General features: G+C 62.6%; 19 protein-coding genes. 10 read left to right on the plus strand and 9 right to left on the minus strand.

What is annotated here, in order from left to right:
* The first annotated feature begins 37 nt into the window (after positions 1–37).
* Positions 38–1,432, plus strand: a complete 1,395-nt coding sequence (locus tag P9M14_14890) for a YdcF family protein (GenBank protein ID MDP8257033.1) — start codon at positions 38–40, stop codon at positions 1,430–1,432.
* Positions 1,433–1,560: 128 nt separating this feature from the next.
* On the plus strand, positions 1,561–2,415 hold the full coding sequence (locus tag P9M14_14895; protein MDP8257034.1) for a tetratricopeptide repeat protein: 855 nt from the start codon (positions 1,561–1,563) through the stop codon (positions 2,413–2,415).
* 206 nt (positions 2,416–2,621) lie between these two features.
* Here P9M14_14895 and P9M14_14900 read toward each other — a convergent pair whose 3' ends face one another.
* Positions 2,622–3,653 (minus strand): rod shape-determining protein, encoded by a 1,032-nt coding sequence (locus tag P9M14_14900; GenBank protein ID MDP8257035.1) that lies wholly within the window; start codon positions 3,651–3,653, stop codon positions 2,622–2,624.
* Between the two features lie 159 nt (positions 3,654–3,812).
* On the opposite strand from P9M14_14900, the gene P9M14_14905 reads away from it, so the two are divergent.
* Positions 3,813–5,774, plus strand: coding sequence for a SurA N-terminal domain-containing protein (locus P9M14_14905; protein MDP8257036.1), 1,962 nt, complete (start codon positions 3,813–3,815; stop codon positions 5,772–5,774).
* On the opposite strand, the gene P9M14_14910 is transcribed toward P9M14_14905, so the two are convergent.
* From P9M14_14910 to P9M14_14940, 7 genes are all read right to left on the minus strand, one after another.
* A complete protein-coding gene (locus P9M14_14910; GenBank protein ID MDP8257037.1) occupies positions 5,710–7,446 on the minus strand; it encodes a S8 family serine peptidase in 1,737 nt (578 codons plus the stop codon). The two genes, P9M14_14905 and P9M14_14910, sit on opposite strands and share 65 nt — an antisense overlap.
* 211 nt (positions 7,447–7,657) lie before the next feature.
* Positions 7,658–8,827, minus strand: a complete 1,170-nt coding sequence (locus P9M14_14915) for an NAD(P)-dependent oxidoreductase (protein ID MDP8257038.1) — start codon at positions 8,825–8,827, stop codon at positions 7,658–7,660.
* Positions 8,828–8,967: 140 nt separating this feature from the next.
* Positions 8,968–9,942: a glycerophosphodiester phosphodiesterase family protein gene (locus P9M14_14920; GenBank protein ID MDP8257039.1), complete on the minus strand. Its 975-nt coding sequence runs from the start codon at positions 9,940–9,942 to the stop codon at positions 8,968–8,970.
* The gene (locus P9M14_14925) at positions 9,939–10,643 is read right to left on the minus strand and encodes an MBL fold metallo-hydrolase (protein ID MDP8257040.1); all 705 of its coding nucleotides are present in this window, start codon (positions 10,641–10,643) and stop codon (positions 9,939–9,941) included. Before P9M14_14925 ends, P9M14_14920 begins: the two co-directional genes overlap by 4 nt.
* Positions 10,640–11,434, minus strand: a complete 795-nt coding sequence (locus P9M14_14930; protein ID MDP8257041.1) for a phosphatase PAP2 family protein — start codon at positions 11,432–11,434, stop codon at positions 10,640–10,642. Before P9M14_14930 ends, P9M14_14925 begins: the two co-directional genes overlap by 4 nt.
* Positions 11,431–11,661: a hypothetical protein gene (locus tag P9M14_14935; GenBank protein ID MDP8257042.1), complete on the minus strand. Its 231-nt coding sequence runs from the start codon at positions 11,659–11,661 to the stop codon at positions 11,431–11,433. The genes P9M14_14930 and P9M14_14935 overlap by 4 nt, the downstream gene beginning before the upstream one ends.
* Before the next feature lie 54 nt (positions 11,662–11,715).
* On the minus strand, positions 11,716–12,543 hold the full coding sequence (locus P9M14_14940) for a polyhydroxyalkanoate synthesis regulator DNA-binding domain-containing protein (protein MDP8257043.1): 828 nt from the start codon (positions 12,541–12,543) through the stop codon (positions 11,716–11,718).
* 353 nt (positions 12,544–12,896) lie between these two features.
* Here P9M14_14940 and P9M14_14945 point away from each other — a divergent pair, with 353 nt between their 5' ends.
* The 7 genes from P9M14_14945 to P9M14_14975 all read left to right on the plus strand — a co-directional run bounded on the left by P9M14_14945 (position 12,897) and on the right by P9M14_14975 (position 21,189).
* The gene (locus P9M14_14945; protein MDP8257044.1) at positions 12,897–13,442 is read left to right on the plus strand and encodes a hypothetical protein; all 546 of its coding nucleotides are present in this window, start codon (positions 12,897–12,899) and stop codon (positions 13,440–13,442) included.
* Positions 13,443–13,622: 180 nt separating this feature from the next.
* The gene (locus P9M14_14950; protein MDP8257045.1) at positions 13,623–15,464 is read left to right on the plus strand and encodes a hypothetical protein; all 1,842 of its coding nucleotides are present in this window, start codon (positions 13,623–13,625) and stop codon (positions 15,462–15,464) included.
* The gene (locus P9M14_14955) at positions 15,448–17,154 is read left to right on the plus strand and encodes a tetratricopeptide repeat protein (protein ID MDP8257046.1); all 1,707 of its coding nucleotides are present in this window, start codon (positions 15,448–15,450) and stop codon (positions 17,152–17,154) included. The genes P9M14_14950 and P9M14_14955 overlap by 17 nt, the downstream gene beginning before the upstream one ends.
* Positions 17,151–17,831, plus strand: a complete 681-nt coding sequence (locus tag P9M14_14960) for a glycosyltransferase family 2 protein (protein ID MDP8257047.1) — start codon at positions 17,151–17,153, stop codon at positions 17,829–17,831. Before P9M14_14955 ends, P9M14_14960 begins: the two co-directional genes overlap by 4 nt.
* 3 nt (positions 17,832–17,834) lie before the next feature.
* Positions 17,835–18,770 (plus strand): glycosyltransferase family 2 protein, encoded by a 936-nt coding sequence (locus P9M14_14965; GenBank protein MDP8257048.1) that lies wholly within the window; start codon positions 17,835–17,837, stop codon positions 18,768–18,770.
* Positions 18,767–19,435 (plus strand): hypothetical protein, encoded by a 669-nt coding sequence (locus tag P9M14_14970; protein MDP8257049.1) that lies wholly within the window; start codon positions 18,767–18,769, stop codon positions 19,433–19,435. Before P9M14_14965 ends, P9M14_14970 begins: the two co-directional genes overlap by 4 nt.
* Complete coding sequence (locus P9M14_14975) at positions 19,435–21,189, plus strand: 6-pyruvoyl-tetrahydropterin synthase-related protein (protein ID MDP8257050.1); 1,755 nt, start codon at positions 19,435–19,437, stop codon at positions 21,187–21,189. Before P9M14_14970 ends, P9M14_14975 begins: the two co-directional genes overlap by 1 nt.
* 6 nt (positions 21,190–21,195) lie before the next feature.
* On the opposite strand, the gene P9M14_14980 is transcribed toward P9M14_14975, so the two are convergent.
* Entirely contained in the window at positions 21,196–21,795 is a 600-nt protein-coding gene (locus P9M14_14980) for a hypothetical protein (GenBank protein MDP8257051.1), read from the minus strand.
* Positions 21,796–21,799: the final 4 nt, after the last annotated feature.

Here is a 21,799-nt window from a genome sequence, read left to right on the forward strand (position 1 = left end):
GTATAATCCTGTACATGCGAAAGTGGGGAGAGGGCGGATGAGACTAAACAGCCAATGGCTGATTCTGTTCGTGCTGGTCGCCTTGGTCGCGGGGATGGGCCTTGCGTGCGACAAAGATTCGGGGGATGGCGATGGTGATGGTGATGACGACCTTGATGACGATGTGGGCGATGATGACGATAACTTAGATGACGATGATGACGACGTTGTAGATGACGACGATGATGATGACGATCTGCAATTTCCCGAGTTGGATCCCACGGTCTGTTTATCCGGCGATCCGGTCGACCTTCAGGGTTTCAACGTGGATTATGAACTCGTTGACAGCGGTTTATGGGTGCAAAACAAGAACTATTATTTGCTGACGCTTTTCTCTGAACTTGCAGGGGCTCAGGCGATAATCGAGAACAATCCGGAGCTTGCCGGGATATCCGCGCAGCGGGATGCGGCAATCCGCCAAGCTGCGATCAATTGCGTGGGCGATGTCGCTTGCTATACCAATGCGTTGATCTGGTCCGACAGTGAAGCTCGGGACGCGGCCGATGCCCTTGTAGATGCGTTTTTCCACGGCATAATTCCATTCAATCTGGCGGACGCACACCTGCGGCCAAGCGGCATGTTTCAAATGCATGCTTCCTTGTCCGACGAGGAGCTGTTGTACAACGCCTGGATCGATGCAGTAAACGGCATGCACGAGGCGTTCTATTCATATGCCGCGCATCTTCCTGCCGACCAACTGGATGCGATAGTGGCCGATATCATTGATTCAAATCCGAACACCATGCTGCTGTTCCAGCCGCTGATGGATGTCGCGTTGGCGGCAATGGATTACTTTGGTCGAGATGAAGCAGGGCGTTACGAACCCTTGGCAGAGGGTGAAAATCGGGCGGCGTTGGCGCGCATCGATTCAATCGATTGGGACCAATACCGCTTTTCGATCATATTGGTTCCAGGTTGGGGACCGGATGATGTTCAGACCCCTCTTCATCCCAACGGCAAGCTCCATTGCGACCTGGCTGCCGCACGTTACTATGCGAATGTTGCACCGCTGATCGTGCTTTCCGGCGGCCATGTTCATCCCGACCAGACCCCGTACTGTGAAGCCATTGAGATGAAAAAATATCTGATGGAGCAGCACCTCGTACCCGAAGAGGCGATTTTCGTAGACCCCCATGCACGTCACACCACAACCAACCTGCGGAACGTTTCGCGGTTGGTTTTCAGATACGGCATTGAGTCGGATAAACCAGCCCTGATTACTACAGATAGCTTTCAGAATATTTACATTGCTTATCTGCTGAATGAACGATGCCGTGACGAGCTTGGGTATCTTCCCTGGCGCAAGGTCAGACGTTTGGATAAGAACGATTCTTGTTTATTGCCGACCCCGATCGTGTTGTATGCTGATCCGCGCGATCCTTTGGACCCGTGATCCCTCTGAATCCTCCGGTCTCAGGCATGCTAATTGCTTAATATTTCAGGTGAGGGAGCAGGTTCTTTGCACTGATGGGGAACGCAGCTGAGGTAGCTGTTGTTCAAACGGTTGAAAGGATTGGGAAGATGTCCTTCGATAACATAACTTCGTACAAGATTTTAGATGTTGTGCAGGGTGCATCGGAGCGCGAGATTCGCGTTACGTTTCTTCGTCACGTGAAGAATCTACACCCCGATGCTCCCGACGTTCCCCATCGTTCTGATGTCAACGGACTTAAATTGCGCAATATCCAGGTGGCCTACGACTACCTGATGGCAAAACATTACTGTGAGCTCTACGACGGCGACAGTTCCGAGGAACGCAAGCAGATGCGCTCGCAGATCAAGTATTCCCGCGCCGAGGGCAACGGGCTTGAGCCCTTTAAGCAGTTGGTCAGGCGGCTGGTGCTGGAGCTGAACTACCACGAACTGCAACTGATGCTCAGGCAGGGCCGATATGCCGATGCGATCGTCCGTCTGAACAAGATGTTGGTCCACCGCAGCCGCAACTGGGTGTTGCAGCTACGGCTGGCCGAGGCCTGCTTGGGCAGCGGGTCGCTCAATCCGGCGATCACCGCGGCTCAGCGCGCCCAGAGCCTTGGAGGCGATCAGGCCTGGTGTCACCTGCTGTTCGGCCGGGCGCGCGAGCGGATGGGCAATTTGCGCGAGGCCGAGATGCACTACCGGCTGGCCTATGGGCTCAATCCCGACGATTCGCAAATTCAAATCGAGTTCCAACGCGGCTCGCTGGTCGCCGAGGCTGCGAACAAGCACCTGAAGCGGGTGGCGCGCAATTTCCTACCCACGTCCGAGGCCGAGAGCTTCCGCTACTACCCGGGACTGCTTAAGCTCGAGGACATGCTGCGCGTCTCGGCCTGCATGCTCAGCAGGGTGAAGCCCGATTCCAACGCGCGCAGTTTCCGGCTCAGCGCCATCTACTAGCCCGGACTATTCATGGGGCTTCTACTGCGATGCACAATCTGCTCGCAATAACTGCGTCATCCTCGACGATCCGTCCTCGACGTACTGCAGAGAGTACGCCTCCGGGGTATCGCCTCGGCTTCCTTGTTCTTGCGGCAGCTTGCACATCTCGTATACGAACCCTCATGACTAGTCAGGGCTTAAGCGCAACGAGTTACAGTTAAGTTTTACTGAATAGTGACTTGGCGCAGCAGGTCGAGCTCGTCCAGGGCCTTGCCGGTGCCCAACACCACCGCGGCCAGCGGGTCGTCGGCCACGGTGATCGGCAGGCCGGTCTCCTCGCGCAACAGCACGTCCAGGTGCTTGAGCAGCGCGCCGCCGCCCGCGAGTACGATCCCCTTGTCTACAATGTCCGAGGCCAGCTCGGGCGGGGTGCGCTCGAGTGCGACCTTGACCGCGTTGACGATGGTGTTGATCGGGTCGAGCATTGAATCGCGGATCTCGTCGGCGTTGATCTCGATCGTCTTGGGGATGCCGGCCACCAAGTCGCGGCCCTTGACCTCCATGGTCTGGACCTCGTCGGTGGGGTAGGCCGTGCCCACGGTGCACTTGATGCGTTCGGCCGTGCTCTCGCCGATCAGCAGATTGTACTTGCGCTTCATGTACTGGATGATCGCCTCGTCCATCTTGTCGCCGGCCACGCGCACCGACTGGCTGAGCACGATCCCGGCCAGCGAGATTACCGCGACCTCGGTGGTGCCGCCGCCGATGTCGACGATCATGTTGCCAGAGGGCTCGGTGATCGGCAGTCCGGCGCCGATCGCCGCGGCCATCGGTTCCTCGATCAGGTAGACCTCGCGCGCTCCGGCGGACATCGCCGATTCGCGCACCGCGCGTTTTTCGACCTCGGTGATGCCGTAGGGCACGCAGATGATGATCCGCGGCCTGACCAGCGCCTTGCGGTTGTGCGCCTTGCGGATGAAGTAGCGCAGCATCTCGCGGGTGACCTCGAAGTCGGCGATCACTCCCTCGCGCATCGGCCGGATTGCCACGATGTGCCCCGGAGTGCGGCCGACCATCATCTTGGCCTCTTTGCCCACGGCGAGCACGCGCTTCATTCCGCGGTAGTCCTTTTGGACGGCCACGACGCTTGGTTCGGAAAAGACTATTCCACGACCTTTGACGTAGACCAGCGTATTGGCGGTGCCTAGGTCAATCGCCAGGTCATTGGAGAACAGTCCCAGAAGACGATCGAATATCATGCTATCTTTCCATCTGCGTGAAACCGCGCAATCATATAACAGCGCCAGATCGCTTGTCCAGCCGAAGCGTGCTGTTGCGTGCGGCTCCGACCGCTCTTGCGTTGGTGTGGCGCAACGAGTAAACTTTGCCGGTTTTCGGAGGATTTACCAATGGTAATGAGCGTTTTAAGAAGAAAGAAAAACCACCCGATCCTGATCGCGTTGCTCGGCGCCGTGGCGCTGTCGTTCGTGATTTTCTTCGGTACTGGCATATCCGGCGGCGGCAGCGGAGGCAGCGGCAGCGGCAAAGTCAGCTCGAACTCCGTGGCCAGCGTTAACGGGATACAGATCTCTATCGATCAGTACCGTAACGAAATGCGCCAGATGCGCGACCAGGTGGACCAGCAGCTGGAACAGCTACGGCTGTACATCCAGGACGAGGACGTGCTCGAGCAACAGCGCGAGCAGCTGCTCGAGGCGGCCAAGCGCCAGGCGCTGGAGCGGCTGGTGACCACCACCTTGATCCAAAGCTACGCGCAAAAGCACGAACTGCTCGGCTCCGACGCCGAGGTGCGCGCCGCGATCACCAGCATCCCGTATTTCCAGAGCGGCGGCCGCTTCGATCCCCAGAGCTATCGCGCCTGGCTGCAGGCCAAACGCATGTCGGCCGAAAGCTTCGAGGACAACTACCGCGCCTACAGCGCTTTCAGTCGGCTGCACGCGGTGATCGCCGGCTCGGCCTACGTCAGCGACAGCGAGGTGCGCGACGAATATTTGCGCCGCAACGAGCGTCTGCGCGTCGAATACATCTCCCTGGATACGACCAAGCTGGCCCAGGACGCCCAGGTCAGCGATGAAGAGGCGCGCAGCTACTACGAGGCGCACCCCGAGCAGTTCATCTGGCCCGAGCGACGCGAGGCCGACTTCCTGACCTTCGAGGCCTTTAGCTACAAGGACCAGGTCGAGGTTCTCGACCAGGAGGTCGAGGAGTACTACAACGCCAACTTGGTGACGATGTTCACCGATCCCGAGAAGGTGCGCGCATCCCACGTACTGGTCCAGGTGCCCCAGCAAAGCTCCGATGAGGTGCGCCAGGCCGCGTTGGAAAAGGCCGAGCTGGTGCTCAAGCGTGCTCAGGCCGCTGACGCCGATTTCGCCGAGCTGGCGCGTAAATACTCGGACGACCCGGGCACGCGCGAGAACGGCGGAGATCTGGGATTGGTCGGCCGCGGCCAGTTCGTGCCGCAGTTCGAGGACGCGGCCTTTTCCGTGGAACCCGGTGAGCTGGTCGGCCCGGTGCAGACGCCGTTTGGCTACCACGTAATCCGCGTCACTCAGAAGGTTCCCGAGCGGATCGTACCGCTGGAAGAGGCCCAGATCGAGATTAGGTTCAGCCTGATCCAGCAGCGCGCCAACGAGCTGGCCCAACAGAGGGCCCAGGAACTGTCAACCCAGATCGCCCCCGGCGACAGTCTGCGCGAGTTCGCGCGCGTCCACGATCTGTCGGTGCGCTCGACCGGACAGTTCGCGGCCACCGACCCGATCCCCGAGGTGCAGCAGTCGCAGACGATCACGCCGCAGCTCTTCGAGCTGGCCGTCGATGAGATCAGCGCGCCGCTCAGTGGCGGCAACGTCCACTACCTGTTCCAGTTGACCCGGACCCACGAGGCGCGGACCAAAGAATTCAGCGAGTGCCGCAACCAGGCCAAGACCCTGGCGCTGGAGGATAAGCGCCGCAACGCGGCCACGGAAATGGCGCGCGGACTGCTCGATCAGTTAAAGGACGGCCGCGAGCTGGGGCTGCTGGCGCGTGAGCAGGGGCTCGAGATCGGCGACAGCGGTTGGATCACCCGCGGATCGCGCTCGATTCCCGGTTTGGGCGTTGCGGGCGAGCTGATCAGCGGAGCGTTCGAGCTCAACGCGGAAAACCCACTGCCCGACGAGCCGGTCGAGGTCGGCCAGCGAGTGGCGATCTATCGGCTGATCGAGCGTGAGGAGTTCGACCAAGCGCAGTTCGCGACCCAGGCTACGCCGATCCACGAGCAATTGCTGGATCAGAAACGGAACGTGCTGCTCAACGCTTGGCAGGACTACCTGCGCGGCAGCGCCGAGGTTTTCTACGACCTAGAGAAGCTCTAAGCAGCGCCAGCAGGGCCGCTGCCGCAACCAGCGGCGCGAGCCCGCCGCTGCCCTGGATTCCGCAGAACAACGGCGGCTTCTCTCCGTTGCCGCCGATCACCCGACCCTCCGTGTCGTGGTCGGTGTCGATGGTGGCGACCACGGTTCCGACGCGCCCCCGGTCGTCGTGAACGACCAGCGCCAGGCTGACCACCCCCTCGACCTTGACCTCGACCTGAGCCTGCTCCGAGGTCGATCCGTCGGACAGCACCCACAGCACCGACTCGACGCTGCTTTCGTGGCCATAGCTCGCCGTGCTGTCTAGAAACAGCGTCAGCGGCCGCGCTGTTCCGCGGATCTCGTAGTCGAACACCGCGATCGGCTTGATCGGTCCGCTGCCCGGTCGGTAGGAATCCAGGGCCGCGTCCGCGTCGAGCTCGCCATGCCCGGTTTCTAAATCGTAGCCCCCATCGCCCAGGTCCTGGGCCGTAGCGTTGAGTGCCTGGCGGACTTGTTCGGCGTTGACCCTGCCGCGCAACGAGATCATCAGCGCGGCTGTGGCCGAGACGTGGGGAGTGGCCGAGGACGTGCCGCTGGCCAGGTAGTAGGCCGAGCCGTGCTCCGCGCTCCACGATTCCTGCAAGATCCGCTCGCCCGGGGCCAGCAGGTCCAGGCCCGCGCCGTAGTTGGAGAACTCGGAGCGGCTGCCGCCCAGTCCCGGCTCGTGGGGCGTGACGCTGCCCACGGCGATCACCTCATCGTAGGCCGCGGGATAGAGCAGTTCCTGGGCACCGTCGTTGCCCGCCGCGGCGACCAGCACCACGTCGGCCTGGTAGGCGCGCTGGAGGGCCAGGCGTGTGGGCTGGTCCTCGCCATCGCCGCCCAGACTCATGTTGATCACGTCGGCCCCGGCGTCGATCGCATAGTCAATGGCGTCGGCAATGTCGTCGGACGAGGCGACCTCGTCGTTGTCGGGAAAGACTTTGAGCGGAAGCAGCAGGGCGTCGAAGGCAATGCCCGCCGCGCCCACGCCGTTGTCCGTCGACTCGAGAATCGTGTTCGAAATGTGGGTGCCGTGCCCCATCGGGTCGAGCACGTCCTGGTCGTTATCGGCGAAATCGTAGCCGGGCATAATCACCGCCGGCTCGTCGGACATCCCGCTGGTGCGGTAGCCGGTGTCGATCACGGCCACGAGCACGCCGCTGCCCGTGGATTGCTCCCAGGCGCGGTCCACGTAGGACTGGCGCAGGTTGACCTGGTACTCGTCGAAGTACGGGTCGTCGGGCACGAACTGCGGTCGGCGCAAATAGATCGGATAGGCCGCGGCTACTGCGTCCTGTTGTTCGAGCAAGTCCAGGGCCGCATCGATCGGCGTGCCGTCAAGCTTGATCCGCGCGCGCAAAGCGGCTTGGCTCAGCTCGGGCCGTTGCGCGACCATCGAGCGCCAGAGAGCAAAGGGATGGGCGCGTCCTGTTTGGTCGGACACGCGCACCACGCTGCCAAACGCGGCCGCGGCCGCGACCTGCATCTGCGCAACGTCGGTCCCGGGCTGGAACAGCACGCAGACCGCGTCGGCGCGCACCTCAATGCCGTCCAGATAGCTGATCGGGACCTTGGCCGCCGCAATCGTGGAAGTTAACAACAGCGCTGCGCAGAGCAGCACGACGATTGTCAGACAGTGCTCAATCTTCATAAACGATAATTGTACACTGCTTCTGCGACTTGGGTTTGTATGTAAATAGTGTGTAGACAATATTTGAGCGAGCACTCGCACTCGGCTTTGAGCCGGAGCATGCCTCGCGTATTACACTAGTCGTTGACCAACGATGCTCGCCGCGACGCGGGGCTTGGCGTTGCACAATGATGGTCGTGCTGCGCGAGTTTTGCGGGCACCTCAAATGTGCCTAGAGGTTTTCCTGCCAGATCCCTTTGGGGTTGTACTTGCGATCCAGCCAGCCAGCGTCGCGGAACCACTCGATAGTGTCGCGCATTCCCTCGTTGACGTCGGGGTAGAGGTACTTGTAGTCCGTGGTGGTTCTGATCTTGCGGTTGGTGATCCAGTAGCTCGATGACATGTAGGTCGCGCTCTGCACCTCGAACACCCGCAGGCGCGGCACTTTGTACTTCTGCTCGAGCCACAGCCAGAGCTTGGCAGCGCCGATCATGAACGGCCGCAGCAGCGGCATGTACAGCAGCGGCACGCGCCACATTCGGCGGCCCAGCAGCAGCGCCAGATATTGCAGGAAATCGGCGTAGGAGATCACGCTGTCGTCGACCACGTTGTAATCTTCGCCCAGGCCGTAGTCCTTGTCCGAGATGTGGTAGGCGAAGCCAGCCATGTCGTCGACGTGGATCGAGGTGGTGATGTAGTTGCGCGAGTCCGCGGGGATGATCGGCACCATGCCGCGGTTGATCGTGAGCACGATTCCGCCGTGTCCGTAGTCGCTGCCCGGGCCGTAGAGCGGGGCAGGGCGCACGACTGTCAGCGGCAGTCCCTTTTCGCGGTGATACTTCCAGGCGATCTGCTCCTGCTTCCACTTGGTCACCGAGTAGTCGTTAACCAGGTGCGAGCCCGTGGGCTGATCCTGCTCGAACGGCGTATTGCGCGGCGAGGAGCATTCCTCGGAGAACGGCACGTTGCACTTCTTGCCATCGCGGGCCGTGTAGGGCTTGCCGAAGATGCCGCAGGTCGACCAGTGGATGAATCGCTCGAGCTTTTTATGCTTGACCGCCAGATCGAACAGGTTGACCGAGCCCTCGATGTTGATCTTGCGCAGGATCTCCATTGACGCCGAATAGTCGTAGAGCGAGGCGGTGTGGAAGATGTGGGTCAGGTTTTTCTTGAACAGCGGCTTAAGGGTCTTGGGCTCGAGCAGGTTGGCCGGGATCACCTTGCAGTTCGGATGGTTGAAGTCCAGGCCGATGCGTTCAAAGATGAATTTGTTTTTCGGGTGCTCAAAGGCCTTTGCCAGGTCCGTGGCGATGACTTTCTCGCCGTTGTCCAGCAGCAGCTTGACCAGGTGACTTCCGCAGAATCCGCAGGCTCCGGTGACCAGATTCAGTCTCTCGCCCATGACTCGTCCTCCACGCTGAGAAAGATTGATCTCCCAAAAGGTAATGTAGCGTCAGCCTAGCACTAAGCAATAAATGACGCAATGCGCCATATCCGGTATGTCAGCCCTCGGGCGGCGAGCCTGTTTGATAGAAGATGCGGCTATTGACAGAGCGATTCGTTGAATTCGATCAGCTGCGCGGCATGGTCGGTCTGCACCTGATCCAGCCCCCATTGCAGGGGTTGCAGCCAGGCGTCCTCCAGCCCGAGCACGAACAGTACGTCGCGCACTCCGAGCAGATCCATGTGCGCCAACGAGCCGTAGGAGTGGATCAGCTCGATGTTCTCGATGCTCGCCGAGCGCTCGGTGAGCTCGAACAGCTCGGGGTCGGGCTCGAAGAGTTCGATCAGTTCCAGGGTGCGCGCGACCCCGTCGCTCAGCGGCTGGATGCGCAGCCCCGAGTCCACGGCGCGGATGCGCGCCAGCTTATCGGCGCTGCTGGCGTAGAAGAAGACCATGTCCTGCATGTTGCGATCGACCACGATTTGGGCCGCGTCCTGGACCTGGTCGGTCTTGGTGTCGATGTAGATCTCTTTGTCGTACTGCTGGGCGAGGTCCAGCGCTTCTTCAAAGGTAGGTACGCGCAGTCCGGGGAAGCGTCCGCCGTAGAACAGGTCGTCGACCTCGAGCTGTCTGATCTGCTCCAGGGTCATCTGGTCGACGCGGCCCGAGCCGTTGGTGGTGCGGTCGACATCGTCGTCGTGCATCAGCACGTAGTAGCCGTCGGCAGTGTGACGCAGGTCGATCTCGGCCGCGATTACGCCGATCTGATAGGCGTGCTCCAACGCCGGCAGCGTGTTCTCCGGCGCGTACTCGGTGTCGCCGCGGTGGGCCACGATGCGCAGGTCGGGGTAGAGCGGGATGCACTGATAGGGCGCGTTGGGAATCGCGTCGGGGCCCACGGCGTCGTCGTCGTCGACAAGGTCGTCATCGTCGGCAAGGTCGTCGTCGCCCTGGTCGTCATCGGACGATTGCGGCGGCTGATAGCCATGGCCGTCCGATCGTTCCTCAACGCAGCCCAGGCAGAGCAGGGTGACGATCAGCAGCAGGGTCAACAGTCGGAGAGAGCGCATCATGATTGCTCTCCTTGTTTCTCCAGGGCGCGCTTGCGCTCGAGCTTTGCGATGTGCCGCTTGGAGTAGAGCATGCGCTCCAACGCCTCGGGGGGCAGGCGCATGAACGGGTTGCCCTTGCGCTCGGCCTCGATCGTGGTCTTGGGCCCGTGGCCGGGGTAGAGCTTGATGTCGTCGCTGAGCACGAAGATCCGCTCGTGGATCGAATTGAACAGTACGCGCATATCCTCGGCGCGGCCGAAGGCCCCGGCGAAAATCAGGTCGCCGCAGAACAGCGCCTTGGCGTGCTTGAGACACATGCTGCCCGCGCTGTGGCCGGGGGTGTGGATCACGCGGAAGCTCAACCCGCCGACTTTGAGCATGTCGCCGTCGTCCAGCAGCAGGTCGGGCGGCGGACTGAGCCGTGTGCGGCCGGCCAGCGGCAGCATGTACCAGCGCGACTTGTTCAGCAGCGGCGCGTCGAGTCTGTGGACCGCGATCTTGGCGCCGGTGGCCTCTTGCAGCTCGAGGTTGCGCCGGATGTGATCCACGTGGCCGTGGGTGTTGACGATCCACTCGACGTTCAGGTCGTGCTCGCGCGCCTTGGAGAGGATCAGCTCGACCTTGCCCGCCGGATCGATCACAACCGCGCGTTTGGAGACCAGGTCGCCCACGAGGTAGGTGTTGGTCTCCAGAAACCCCGCGACAATGGTCTCGACGATCATCGCTCGTCCTGCGAATCCTTGCCCGATCGCGATTTCAGCTTGCGCTCCACGATACGTTCGATCCGCTCGTCCAGCGTGCGTTCCACTGCCCGGGTGATTCGCTCGTCGATGGCGGTACCGATCGCGCCCTCGAGTTGGCGATAGCGATGGGGCAGGGCGTCGATGATCCGCTGTTTGAAGTAGACGTAGTAGACCAGCATCGCCAGGGCGTAGCCCACGAAAATATCGGCGATGAAATGTTGCTTGGTCATCAGGGTTGAGGCGCCGATGGCGAAGCAGGCAAACAGCCCCAATACGCCGTAGCGCCAATGGATCTCCCACAGCGTCAGGGCCGAGATCAGGCTCAGCGAGGCGTGCATGCTCGGGAAGCAGTTGTAGGGCGTGTCGTTGTGGTAGACCAGGCGCAACACGTAGTGCGAGAAGTCGTCCACCGAATACAGCACCTGTTCGCTGACCCGGAAGCCCTCGCTGGTCACCGGCAGAAACAGGTAGACCAAATAGCACGAGAGCATCACGGTCAGATAGGCCGAGCCAAACGCCGTGAAGAACTTGCGGTCGACGATGATCATGAACGGCACCAGGAACAGCGGGAAGACCGTGAGGTAGATGAAGACGAACTGCGGCACAAAGGGAATCAGCCCATCGATCGGCGTCATCATCGAGGTCGGTTCTTTGCCCACGGCCAGCGCGCCGGTGGCGTAATAGCCGCCTGCCCACAACCCGAAAAGGAACAGGCCGTAGAGCACGATGCGGTACTTGGTCCACGCCGTGTTGAGCAGAGTTTTAATCATCGGTTTTTCAGCTTGAGGCGCGCTGCTGCGATCAGCGACGAGATTACGATGGTCATCAGCGGGATAAGCACGGTGACCGAGAGCACCTTGAAGCGCGCCATGGTCGGCGTATCGAACGTCAGCTCGTAGAAGAACATCGAGTAGCAGCCGATGATCGTGCCCAACACGTAGAACAACAAGACCCAACGGATCTTGTTTTCCCGCCAACTGAGGATCGTATTTTTCATCGGATTGAGATTTTGGGGCCGTTGAGCGGCATGGTTAAAACGGCCCGGGCCGTGCTAACGCTTTCTCGCGCGCGGGGTCTTCTTGGCCGGCTTCTTAGCCACAACTTTCTTGGTCGCCTTGGGCTTGGCTGCTTTGGCCGCCGCCTTGGGTTTGGCCTTGGCCGCGACTGGTTTCTTTTTGGCGACCACTTTCTTTTTAACGGCGGCCGGTTTTTTCTTTGCGACCGTTTGCTTCTTGGCCGCGGGCTTGGCCTTGACCGACCGCTTTTTGGCGGACACCTTTTTTACGACTTTTCTTGCGCTCTTGGCCGCACTCTTGACTCCGCCGGTGAGCTGCGTCTCGAGCTGGTCGACCTTGGACTCCAGGTCTTCGACCTCCTGCTGCAGCGAGACCAGCGCGTTGAGCCGCTTGAGCGCGGCCTTGCTGCGCTGCTCGATCCGGTGTTGGACCTCGTCGATCCCCTTCTGTCCGGAGTTGACGAAGTCCTTGACGATCCGCAGCCCGTCGTCGCGCGACACGTGACCTTTGGCCACCAGCTTTTCGATATATTTTTCGAATTCGGCGCGGGCCGTGGACAGGCTGCTCAGGCCCGGGGCGATCCGCTTGTCAAAGAAGTCCTGCATCGATTCCCCGCCCGATTGGATGAAGCGCGTCAGCAGTCCCTGGGGTAGGAAGTTCTGCGTCTTCTTTTCCTGGTCGAAAATGATTTGTGTCAGCGTCAGGGTCGTCAGATCCTGCTTGCTGCTGTTGTCGATGACCTTGATGTCCTCGCCCGCACGGATCATCTGGGCGATATCTTCCAGAGTGACGTAACGGCTGCTTCGCGTATCGTATAGTTTGCGGTTTTGATAGCGCTTGATCACCTTGACGTCTTCAGGCATCGGGAGCTCCAATCAGATTCCGATGAGGGGGTTGGATTCGCCCTGGAGTAACACGCTGCGTCATGAAAATCAAGGATCGGCGCATCTACGGCATAACGCGAACCAACGTTGATTTGACCAGTCGGTGCAGCGATCTTTACACCGCTTGGCTGGTCGCGCATCCCGGGCCAGGGGAGGTTTTCGAGAATCGACTTCAACTTTGCAATACAACATGTCGTATTGATTAATTAAAGCTATATCCCTTGTTGTATTTTGTCCTTGACAGCGCGAACGAACGGCCGCTAGACTCTTATCAAATAGCGACTCTATCGGGCGGATTTTGCCCCCAGGCGGCCGCCCTTTGAGGAGGAATAATGAGACGCTGGATTATGTTTGCCCTGCTGATCGCCGCCCTGGCGGCCACGCCGGCGCTGATCGGCGCAGGTTGCGGCGGCGATGACGACGATGGGCAGGATGAGGACGACGATGACGACGATTGCCAAGCAGAGGCGATCGGGGGCACCTACCAGGTGACCCAGGTTACGGTGGGCGATACCTGCGATCCGGAAAACGTCGGCGCAACACTCGAGGGATTGATCATCATCGAGCAGGAGGGGACCGTTCCCTCGGCAGCGGTCTATTGGCAGGACATCGGTCCCGGCGGCCAGGAACGGCTGATCTTTTTCGGTACGATCTGCGGCACGAACATCATCGGCACGTCCTACGAGGAGATCCCGCAGGCCGCCTACGACTGTTCGTTGACCAAGACCTATACCTATTCGCTGAGCGTCAATCTGACCTCGGGCGAACTGAGCGGCAACTACACGGCGGACATCCGCTGGTCGGGCGAGCAGTGCGACGAGGCCGTGGTCAATCCCGAGGACTGCCACTGGAATATCGAGGTGCAACCCAGAGACTGATGACAACAACGGCGTAAAGCAATCACATATCCTGAGCATGATCGGCGGGAAGGTAAATGGGGCTTCCCGCCATTTTTTTAACGGTGCATTGGGCTCTGAGGCTTGGGACGCAACCGCTGATGCGTGGTATGTTTTTGCGCGATGAACGCAGGGGCGCACACGTCGGGAGTTCGGTGAACAATGCGGGCTAGGCTGATCGACCTGCCGTTCGTGCTGCTGGCGTTGGTGTTGGGGCTGATCGCCTATTGGCCGGCGCTGCACGGCGAACTGGTCTACGACGACATTCTGGTTTACGGCGAGAACAGCATGATCGCCGATGGCGACAACCTGTCGCAATTGTTCAGCCCGCAATACTTCAGCGCGGCCGGGGAGAGCACCTACCGACCGCTGCTCACGCTGAGCTATTTTTGCGACTACGCGATCTGGGGCAACGCGGCGTTCGGGCCGCGTCTGACCAACCTGTTGCTGCACCTGCTGGCCGCCACGCTGGTGGTCGCCACCCTGCGCCGGGTCGGGTATCTGGGCCGCGCCGCGGCCTGGTGCGGCGGACTGTTGTTTCTGCTGCATCCGCTGGCCGTGGAGAGCGTGGCCAGCGTGGGCAACCGCGACGAGGCGCTGATCTGCTGCATCTATCTGCTGGCGGTGCTGCTCTTCCAGTCCCAGGCGCACAGCCCGGCGGCCCGGGCTGCCAAATATTTCGGCGTGGTAGCGCTGTTTCTGGCCGGTCTGTTCGTAATGGAGATCATCGTCACACTGCCCGCGGCCCTGGTTTTGATCAGCCTGCTTGATCGGCGGCAGGAGCGCCGCGCGGCGGACGCCTGGCAGCGGGCGCTGATCGACAGCATGGCGCTGTGGATCGTGGCTTTGATCTACCTGCTGGGCATTCGCTCGATGCTTACCCAGGACATCGGCGGCGACCCGCTGCTGGACCGTGGCGGGAGCCTGGGGCTGCTGGCGACAATGCCCGGTGTGTTTCTAAGCTACGTGCGGATGGTGTTTTGGCCCACGGGGCTGGCGGCCGATTATTTTCGTCCGATCCTCAGTCTGGGCGACGTGCGCGCCTGGGGACCGCTGCTTTGCTGGCTGGCGCTGGCGGCCTGGACCGTGCGCGCGGTGCTGCGTCGCGATCGACGGGCGCTGGTCCCGGCGTTGTTCGCGGTGACCATTGCTCCGGTCTCGCAGATCGTGCCGTTCTGGGTGCTGATGGCCGACCGCTATCTTTATCTGCCGATGATCCCGCTGATCGGCCTGGCGGTTTGGCTGGCGCAGCAGCTCACTGCGCTGGTGAGTCTGCCGCGGGCGCGCTTTCGTCTGCGCCTGGCCCTGGTCGTCGTGGCGCTGATCGCATTGGGCTCGCTGACCTTTGTGCGCGCCGGGCTGTGGGGCGACAACCAGAAGCTGTGGGCCGACACCGTGAGCAAGCAGCCGCAGAGCGCCAAGGCACGCTTTAATTACGCCTACGGCCTGCGCGTCCAGGGAAAGCTCGATCGCGCGTCCGAGCAGTACCTGGTGGCATTGGGGCTCGGCGGCCCGGACTCCAACGAGCTGGCGCATTTGGCCGATACCTTGTCCCAATTGGGCGAGCAGCAGCGCGCCGCACAGCTGATCCGCGACGGGCTGGCGCTGTGGCCCGCGAACGAAAAGCTGCGGGTGATGCTGGCGTTGAACCTGCTCAACTCCGGTCAAATTCAGCAGGCCCGGCTGCTGCTCAATCCCGAGGCCCGGCGGCCGACGCGCTCGGTCAAGCTGCTCGAGGTGCTGCTGCTGTGGGCGATGCTCGAACGCGAGCCGGAGTACCTGGCGGACTACTCCCGGCGTCTGCTCGAGCTCGATCCGGGCAACAGCATGTATCACCAGGTGTTCGGCCATCTGCATCAACGTGCCGGACAAAATGCGCAGGCGGCGCTGGACTACTTTCTGGCCTACCGTAACGCCGAGACCGACACCGTGCGCCAGCAGGCCTGCAACCGGCTGATGAACCTGCGCTCCGACCGCGGGACAATCCATGGCTGCGACCCCTAACCGCGGCCGGACCCTCGTTGCGACGCTGTTCTGCGTCCTGGTCTGCGCGGCGACGCTGCTGGCCTACTCCGAGAAGCCGCTGCACCCGTTTCAGTTCGACGACGAGGTGTTCATTCTCGGCGAACCCTCGATCCGCAGCCTTTCCAACGTGCCGCGAATGTTCGCGGTCGACGCGCACCTGCTCTATCGGCCGTTGCGCCAGACGCTCTATGCGCTGACCGTGCATTGGGCCGGGTTCGAGCCGGCCGCGTTTCACTGGGTCGGATTGGCCCTGCATTTGCTGGCCTGCCTGGCGCTGGCGCCGATCGGCAACAGCCTGCTGGGATCGAGGCGCGCCGGGCTTTACGCCGCGGCCCTGGCCGCGTTGCACCCGGTGCGTAGCGACCGCGTGGCCAACATCACCGGCAGCTTCGATTTGCTGGCCCCGGTTCTGGCGCTGTGGGGGCTGGCCTTTTGGCTGGCCGCGTTGCGCGATCCCGAACGCTCGAACCGGCTGCGCGCCGTGGCGTTGCCGCTGCTGGGCTGCGGGCTGCTCGCCGGCGAGGAGGCGCTGGCCGTGGTGCTGGTCGCCGCGCTCGCCTGGTGGTGGCTTGCGCCGCGAAGCGATCAGGGCCGCGACACCCTGCGTCGCCTCGAAGATGTGCTGCCCTTGGCGCTGCTGCTCGCCGCGTACCTCGCCCTGCGCACCGTTGTGTTGGGCCAGGTCGGCCGGGCGCCGCTACCGGCCCAGGGCCCCGCGCCGATCTGGTCGTTCGGCGTCTACTTCTGGCGCTACGTGCGGCTGATCCTCGTTCCCAGCGGCCTGAGCGTGGCCTATCCCGAGCGGGCGCTGGCCTTGAACGAGCCGTGGGTGATGATCGGTTGGTCCGCGATGCTGGCGGCGGCGCTGGCCTGGATTTTATGGCTGCGCCAACGGGCTGTGGCCGTGGTGCTGATGCTCTGGGGCCTGCTGGCCATAGCGCCGTTTTGCCAACTGCTGCCCTCGGGCACGCCGTTCGCCGAACGCTACGTCTACAACGCGCTGGCGCCCGCGGCGCTGGCCGCGGGCTGGGTCCTGGCGCGGTTGACCCGGCATGGCGGGGCGCGTCGCGTCCTGGGCCTATTGCTGTTTTTTACGCTGTTGCTGGTCTACGGCCTGGGCACGTTCGAGCGCGTCAAGGTCTGGCGCGGCCCGCAAACCCTGTGGTCCGACGCGGTGTCCAAGCAGCCCGGCGCGTATTTGGCGCGGCTTAATCACGGCAACCAGCTGCGCGACTCGGGCGACCTGGACGCGGCCCGCGCGCAGTTCGCCGTGGCCGTGGCCCTGGATCCCAACGATTCGCGCGGTCGGATCAACCTGGGGAACGTGCAATACAGGCTTGGCGAGCTTCAGGCGGCGCAGGCGCAGTTCCTGGTTGCGCTGGACGCTGACTACGATTCAGTGGGCGCGCGAGTGGGCCTGGCCAGCACCTTTGTCAGCGCCAGACGCTACAACGAGGCTCTGGAGATGATCGCGCCGGTGTTACGCGATGACCCCGATAATCTTGCCGCCCTGTTGGTGCTCGGCTATATTAGCAGCATTAAAGGGGAATACGGCCAGGCGATCGAGGTCTATCAACGGGCGCTGGAGTTGTGCAAAGATCCGGTCCAAGTCCGGGTCATCGGCCGGAACATTTCCACTTTGCGCAGTAAACAAGGGGTTGCGCCGTGAAGCTGTCGATATTGATGCCGGTGTTCAACGAGCGCAATACGATCAGCGAGATAGTCAAGCGTGTGCTCGATACTCCGTGGGAAAAGGAACTGATCATTGTCGACGACGGCTCGGACGACGGCACTCGCGAGATCCTGCAGCAGATCGACGGCGACGAGCGCGTGCGGCTGATCCTGCACGACCGCAACCGCGGCAAGGGAGCGGCCGTGCGTACGGCGATCGCCGAGTCCACGGGCGATATCTGTCTGATTCAGGACGCCGACCTGGAGTACGATCCGCGCGACTACGAACAGCTGATCGCGCCGATCATCGAGAAGCGCGCCGACGTGGTCTACGGCTCGCGGTTTCTCGGCCCGCACCGCGCGTTCCTGTTTTGGCACAAGTTGGGCAACTGGATGCTGACCCAGATTACGAACATCCTGTTCAACACGATCCTCACCGACATGGAGACCTGCTATAAGGCGTTCCGCGCCGACCTGCTGCGCAGCCTGCCGCTGACCGAGGACGGATTCGAGATCGAGCCCGAGCTGACCGCCAAGGTCTTCAAACGCGGGGCGCGGGTGTTCGAGGTGCCGATCAGCTATTCGGGACGCGACTTTGACGAGGGCAAGAAGATCACCTGGCGTCACGGGTTCACCGCGCTGTGGGCGTTGTTTAAATATCGCTTTAGGGACTGAGTGATGAAACTGGTAATCCAGATCCCCTGTTTCAACGAGGAGCCCACATTGCCGGTGACCCTCGATGCCCTGCCCACGCAGGTCGAGGGGTTCGACGAGCTGGCCGTGCTGGTGCTCGACGACGGCTCGACCGACGGCACCCGGCGCGTGGCCGAACAATCCGCGCGCGTCGATTTCGTGCTCTGCGCGCCGCGCAACCGCGGGCTGGCCCGCACCTTCGCCGCCGGGCTCGAACAGGCACGGGCCATGGGCGCGGACGTGATCGTCAACATCGACGCGGACAACCAGTACGAGGCCGCAGCCATCGACCGGCTGTGCGCGCCGATCCTGCGTGGTGAGGCCGACATCGTGGTCGGCTGCCGCCGGATGGAGGCGATCCCGCACTTCTCGGGTCTCAAGCGCCGCCTGCAACGCTGGGGCTCCGCGGTGGTGCAGACCCTCTCGGGCACCGACGTGCCCGACGTCACCAGCGGGTTCCGCGCGTTTTCCCGCAACGCCGCGAGCCGCCTGTTCGTGCACTCGGACTTCACCTACACTATCGAAACCCTGATTCAGGCCGGACGCCAAGGGCTGGTCGTGGCGCACGTGAGCGTGGGAACCAATCCGCCGCTACGGCCCAGCCGATTGTTCCGCGGTAACGCAAGCTACGTGCTGCGTTCGATTGCGACCATGGCGCGGATCTACACCCTCTACCAGCCGTTGCGCGTGTTCAGCGCCATCGGCGGCGTGCTGTTCGTCTGGGGCGGCGCGATCGGCGTGCGCTTTTTGTACTACTACCTACAGGGCCAGGGCGACGGCAAGATCCAGTCCTTGATTTTGGCCGCCGTGCTGATCATCCTCGGATTCAACACCGCGGTGCTCGGCGTGCTCTCCGATCTGCTGGCCGCCAACCGCAGGCTGCTCGAGGAGAATCTGCACCGGCTGGACCGCGATCAGTGAGCAACCAGCTCCGCGCTCGTTCCATCTATCGCCGGGCGCTGATCGTCGCGGCCGTCGTCGTCTCAATGCTGCTGATGGTCCTGGTGCGCGTCTGGCTGGGCGCGAGCAGCGAACTCGATCTCGCGCAGCGAGCCCGCGAGGCCGAAAACTACGACAGCGCGGTGCTGCACTACGCCCGCGCGCTGGAATGGTACGTCCCGGGCCATAGCGCAATGCAGGCCGCGCGTCAGGGCCTGATCGACGTTGCCCGCGAGGCTGAGCAGCTACAGGATCTGGCGTTGGCCCTCGACGCCTGGCGCTCGCTGCGCTCGGCGCTCTACGCCACGCGCAGCCTCTACACTCCAGGCGCCGAGTTGATCGTGCGTTGCGACCAGCGCATCGCCTATCTCGCCGCCCAGACCGACGAGTCGCGCGCATACCACCCCGAACTCGACCTGGCCGGGCGCGAAGAACGCCTGCTGGGCTTATCCGAGCGCTTTGCCGAACCATCGCCGGGCCTGTCGCTGGTCGCTGTGCTCGGGTTCGCGCTGTGGGTGCTGGCCGCCGCGCTGTTCGTGCGTCGCGCATCGCAGCCGCAAGCGCGCGTCGGACCGCTTATCGTGCGTTGGGCGCCGCTGTTCGTTGCGGGCTACGGGCTTTGGTTGCTCGCGCTGTATTTCGCCTGATGCAACCGGCGGGCCGCCTGCAGGCGCTGCTCGCCTGGGCGCTGACAACGCTGGTCGCACTGTGGGCGGCGCGCGGCTTTTTCACGGTCTACAGCGTCTACGGCCACTCCGCGGATCTGGACGTGGTGCGCGTGCTCGAGTACGGCCTGGCCCTGGCTCAGGGCGATCTCTACCCGCGCTGGGTCGAGCACACCTACCACTGCTTCGGCTCGCCGCTGTTTCATTTCTACGCGCCGCTGGCCTATTTCCCGGCGGGACTGGCAATGGCCGCGGGACTGCCGCTGTGGGCCGCAATTAAGCTACCGTTCGTACTGGCCTTCCTGCTCGCGGGCTGGGGCGCTTTCGCCCTGGGCTCGCGCCTGGGGTCGTGCTGGGCCGGATTGGCCTGCGCGGCCACGCTGTGCTTTGCCCCGTATTTTTTAATCGACGCCTACGTGCGCGCATCGCTGGCCGAGATGTGGGGCATCGCATTGGCGCCCTGGGCGCTGTGGGCCGTACTGCGCGTGCGGGAGGCCGGGGGCGTGCTGCCGCCAATCGTCCTGGCCCTGGTGATCGCGGCGATCGCGCTGACGCACAACATCACGATCATGCTGCTGCTGCCGATCGTAATCATTGCCTGTCTGCTGTGGTGCGGGCCGCGACGCCTTAACGCGCTGGCCGGGGTCGGGCTGGGGTTGCTGCTCTCGGCGTTTTTCTGGCTGCCGGCGCTTTTAGAGCGCGGCCTGGTCTACGCCCGCGAGAACCTGACCCAGGGGCATTTCCATTTCAGCAATCACTTTCTGCAACTCAAGCTATTGATCGCGCCGGAGTGGAGCCAGTGGCCGCCGCGTACGGTGGAGGCCGACGCGTTCGAGCTGGGCCTGGCCCAGGCCGGGTTGCTGGTGCTCGCACCGTTGTGCGCGCTGGCCCTGGGACGCGGACTGCGACAGGCCGGGCTGCTGCTGGCGGTCTGCCTGGGTTCGCTGTTGATGGTCGACGGTCTGAGCGAGCCGCTGTGGAGCAGCCTGCCGCTGTTGCCCTACGTGCAGTTTCCCTGGCGCTTCCTCGGCCTGTTCTGCTGGGCGATTGCCGCCCTGGCAGCCTGGCCCGCGCTGTGGATCGAGGACCGGCTGGGCGCACTGGGAGCCGCGGCCTGGGCCGTGGGCTGGAGCGTGATGCTGATTGCGGTGCAGGGCGATGGCGTGGCCCCGCAATATCTGGCGCTGGACCAACAGACCGCACAGGAGATCGTGGCCGAGGATCGCGAGCAGCACGAGGCCAACCTCGAGGCGGGCGGCGTGGACGTGGCCCGCTTCTGGTCGGCCGAACAGATGGTCTGGTTCAAGGCGCGCGGCACATCGTGGGACGATTTCCTGCCGCGCGGCGTGGCCCAAAATGTCTGCCTGTTCTGCGAGGACTACATCGACCCGGCGATGATCGACGCGGGCAGCGGCACGATTTTGCACTCGGCGCGCGGCAACTCCTGGGTCGAGGCGCTGGTGCGCGTCGAAACCGAGGCGACGTTGCGGCTGCACGTTTTCGACTTTCGCGGCTGGCAGGTGACGCTCGACGGCCGACCAAGCGAACATCGGCCGTACCCCGAGGTCGGCGACATCTCGCTACGCCTGGAACCCGGGGAACACCTGGTGCGCGCGAGCTTTAAGGGCAGCGGCCTGACGCGGCTTTGCAACGTAATCTCGATCGCCGCGCTACTGGCTATAATCGGAATGTTCCTATACGGGATGTTCAGGGGAAAACGGACCGACCCGCGATAGCCTTGGTTAGTTTTGCTGCTGTTGCAGCCAGGCCGCGGCGTCGGTTGCCAGGTCTTTTAGTTCGGGATGATCGGCCCAGAGCAGCAGGATCTGCTTATAGTCGTTGGCGATCAGCTCTTTGTGGCCGCGCAGGGAGAGCAGGCTCTTGGTGACCTCGATCCGCACCAGCCGAATGTTGACGTTTTGCGGGCAGGCGTTTACGCACTGGTCGATCACAGCGGCCGAGCGCGCGATCTGGCTAAGCTCGGCCGAGAGGTTGGTCTCGCTGCTCGAGCGCATGATCAGGCACGAGTTGTAATAGGCGCGGGCCTCCACATCGTCCCCATTGGTGTTCAGGTGCAATCTGAGCTGCTCGATGCATTCGCCTACGTAGCGTCCGCCCTGAAACTTGGCCAGGTTGTGCTGCAGGATGCCCGCCATGCGCACCGCCTGCTGATCGACGATCCAGTTCGGCTCGGAGACCAGCATCGCCAGCTCGACCCGCGCGTCCTGCCCATCGGGGTAAGGCGTGTAGCTGTAGCCGCATTCGGCGGCCAGAACGAGCGTCGATCCCGCGCAGAGCACAGCGAGGGTCAGGGTAATGCGTAGCAGATTCTTGATTTGCATGGGC

The sequence above is a fragment of the Candidatus Alcyoniella australis genome, assembly GCA_030765605.1.
In the GTDB taxonomy this organism is placed as follows: Bacteria; Lernaellota; Lernaellaia; order JAVCCG01; family Alcyoniellaceae; genus Alcyoniella; species Alcyoniella australis.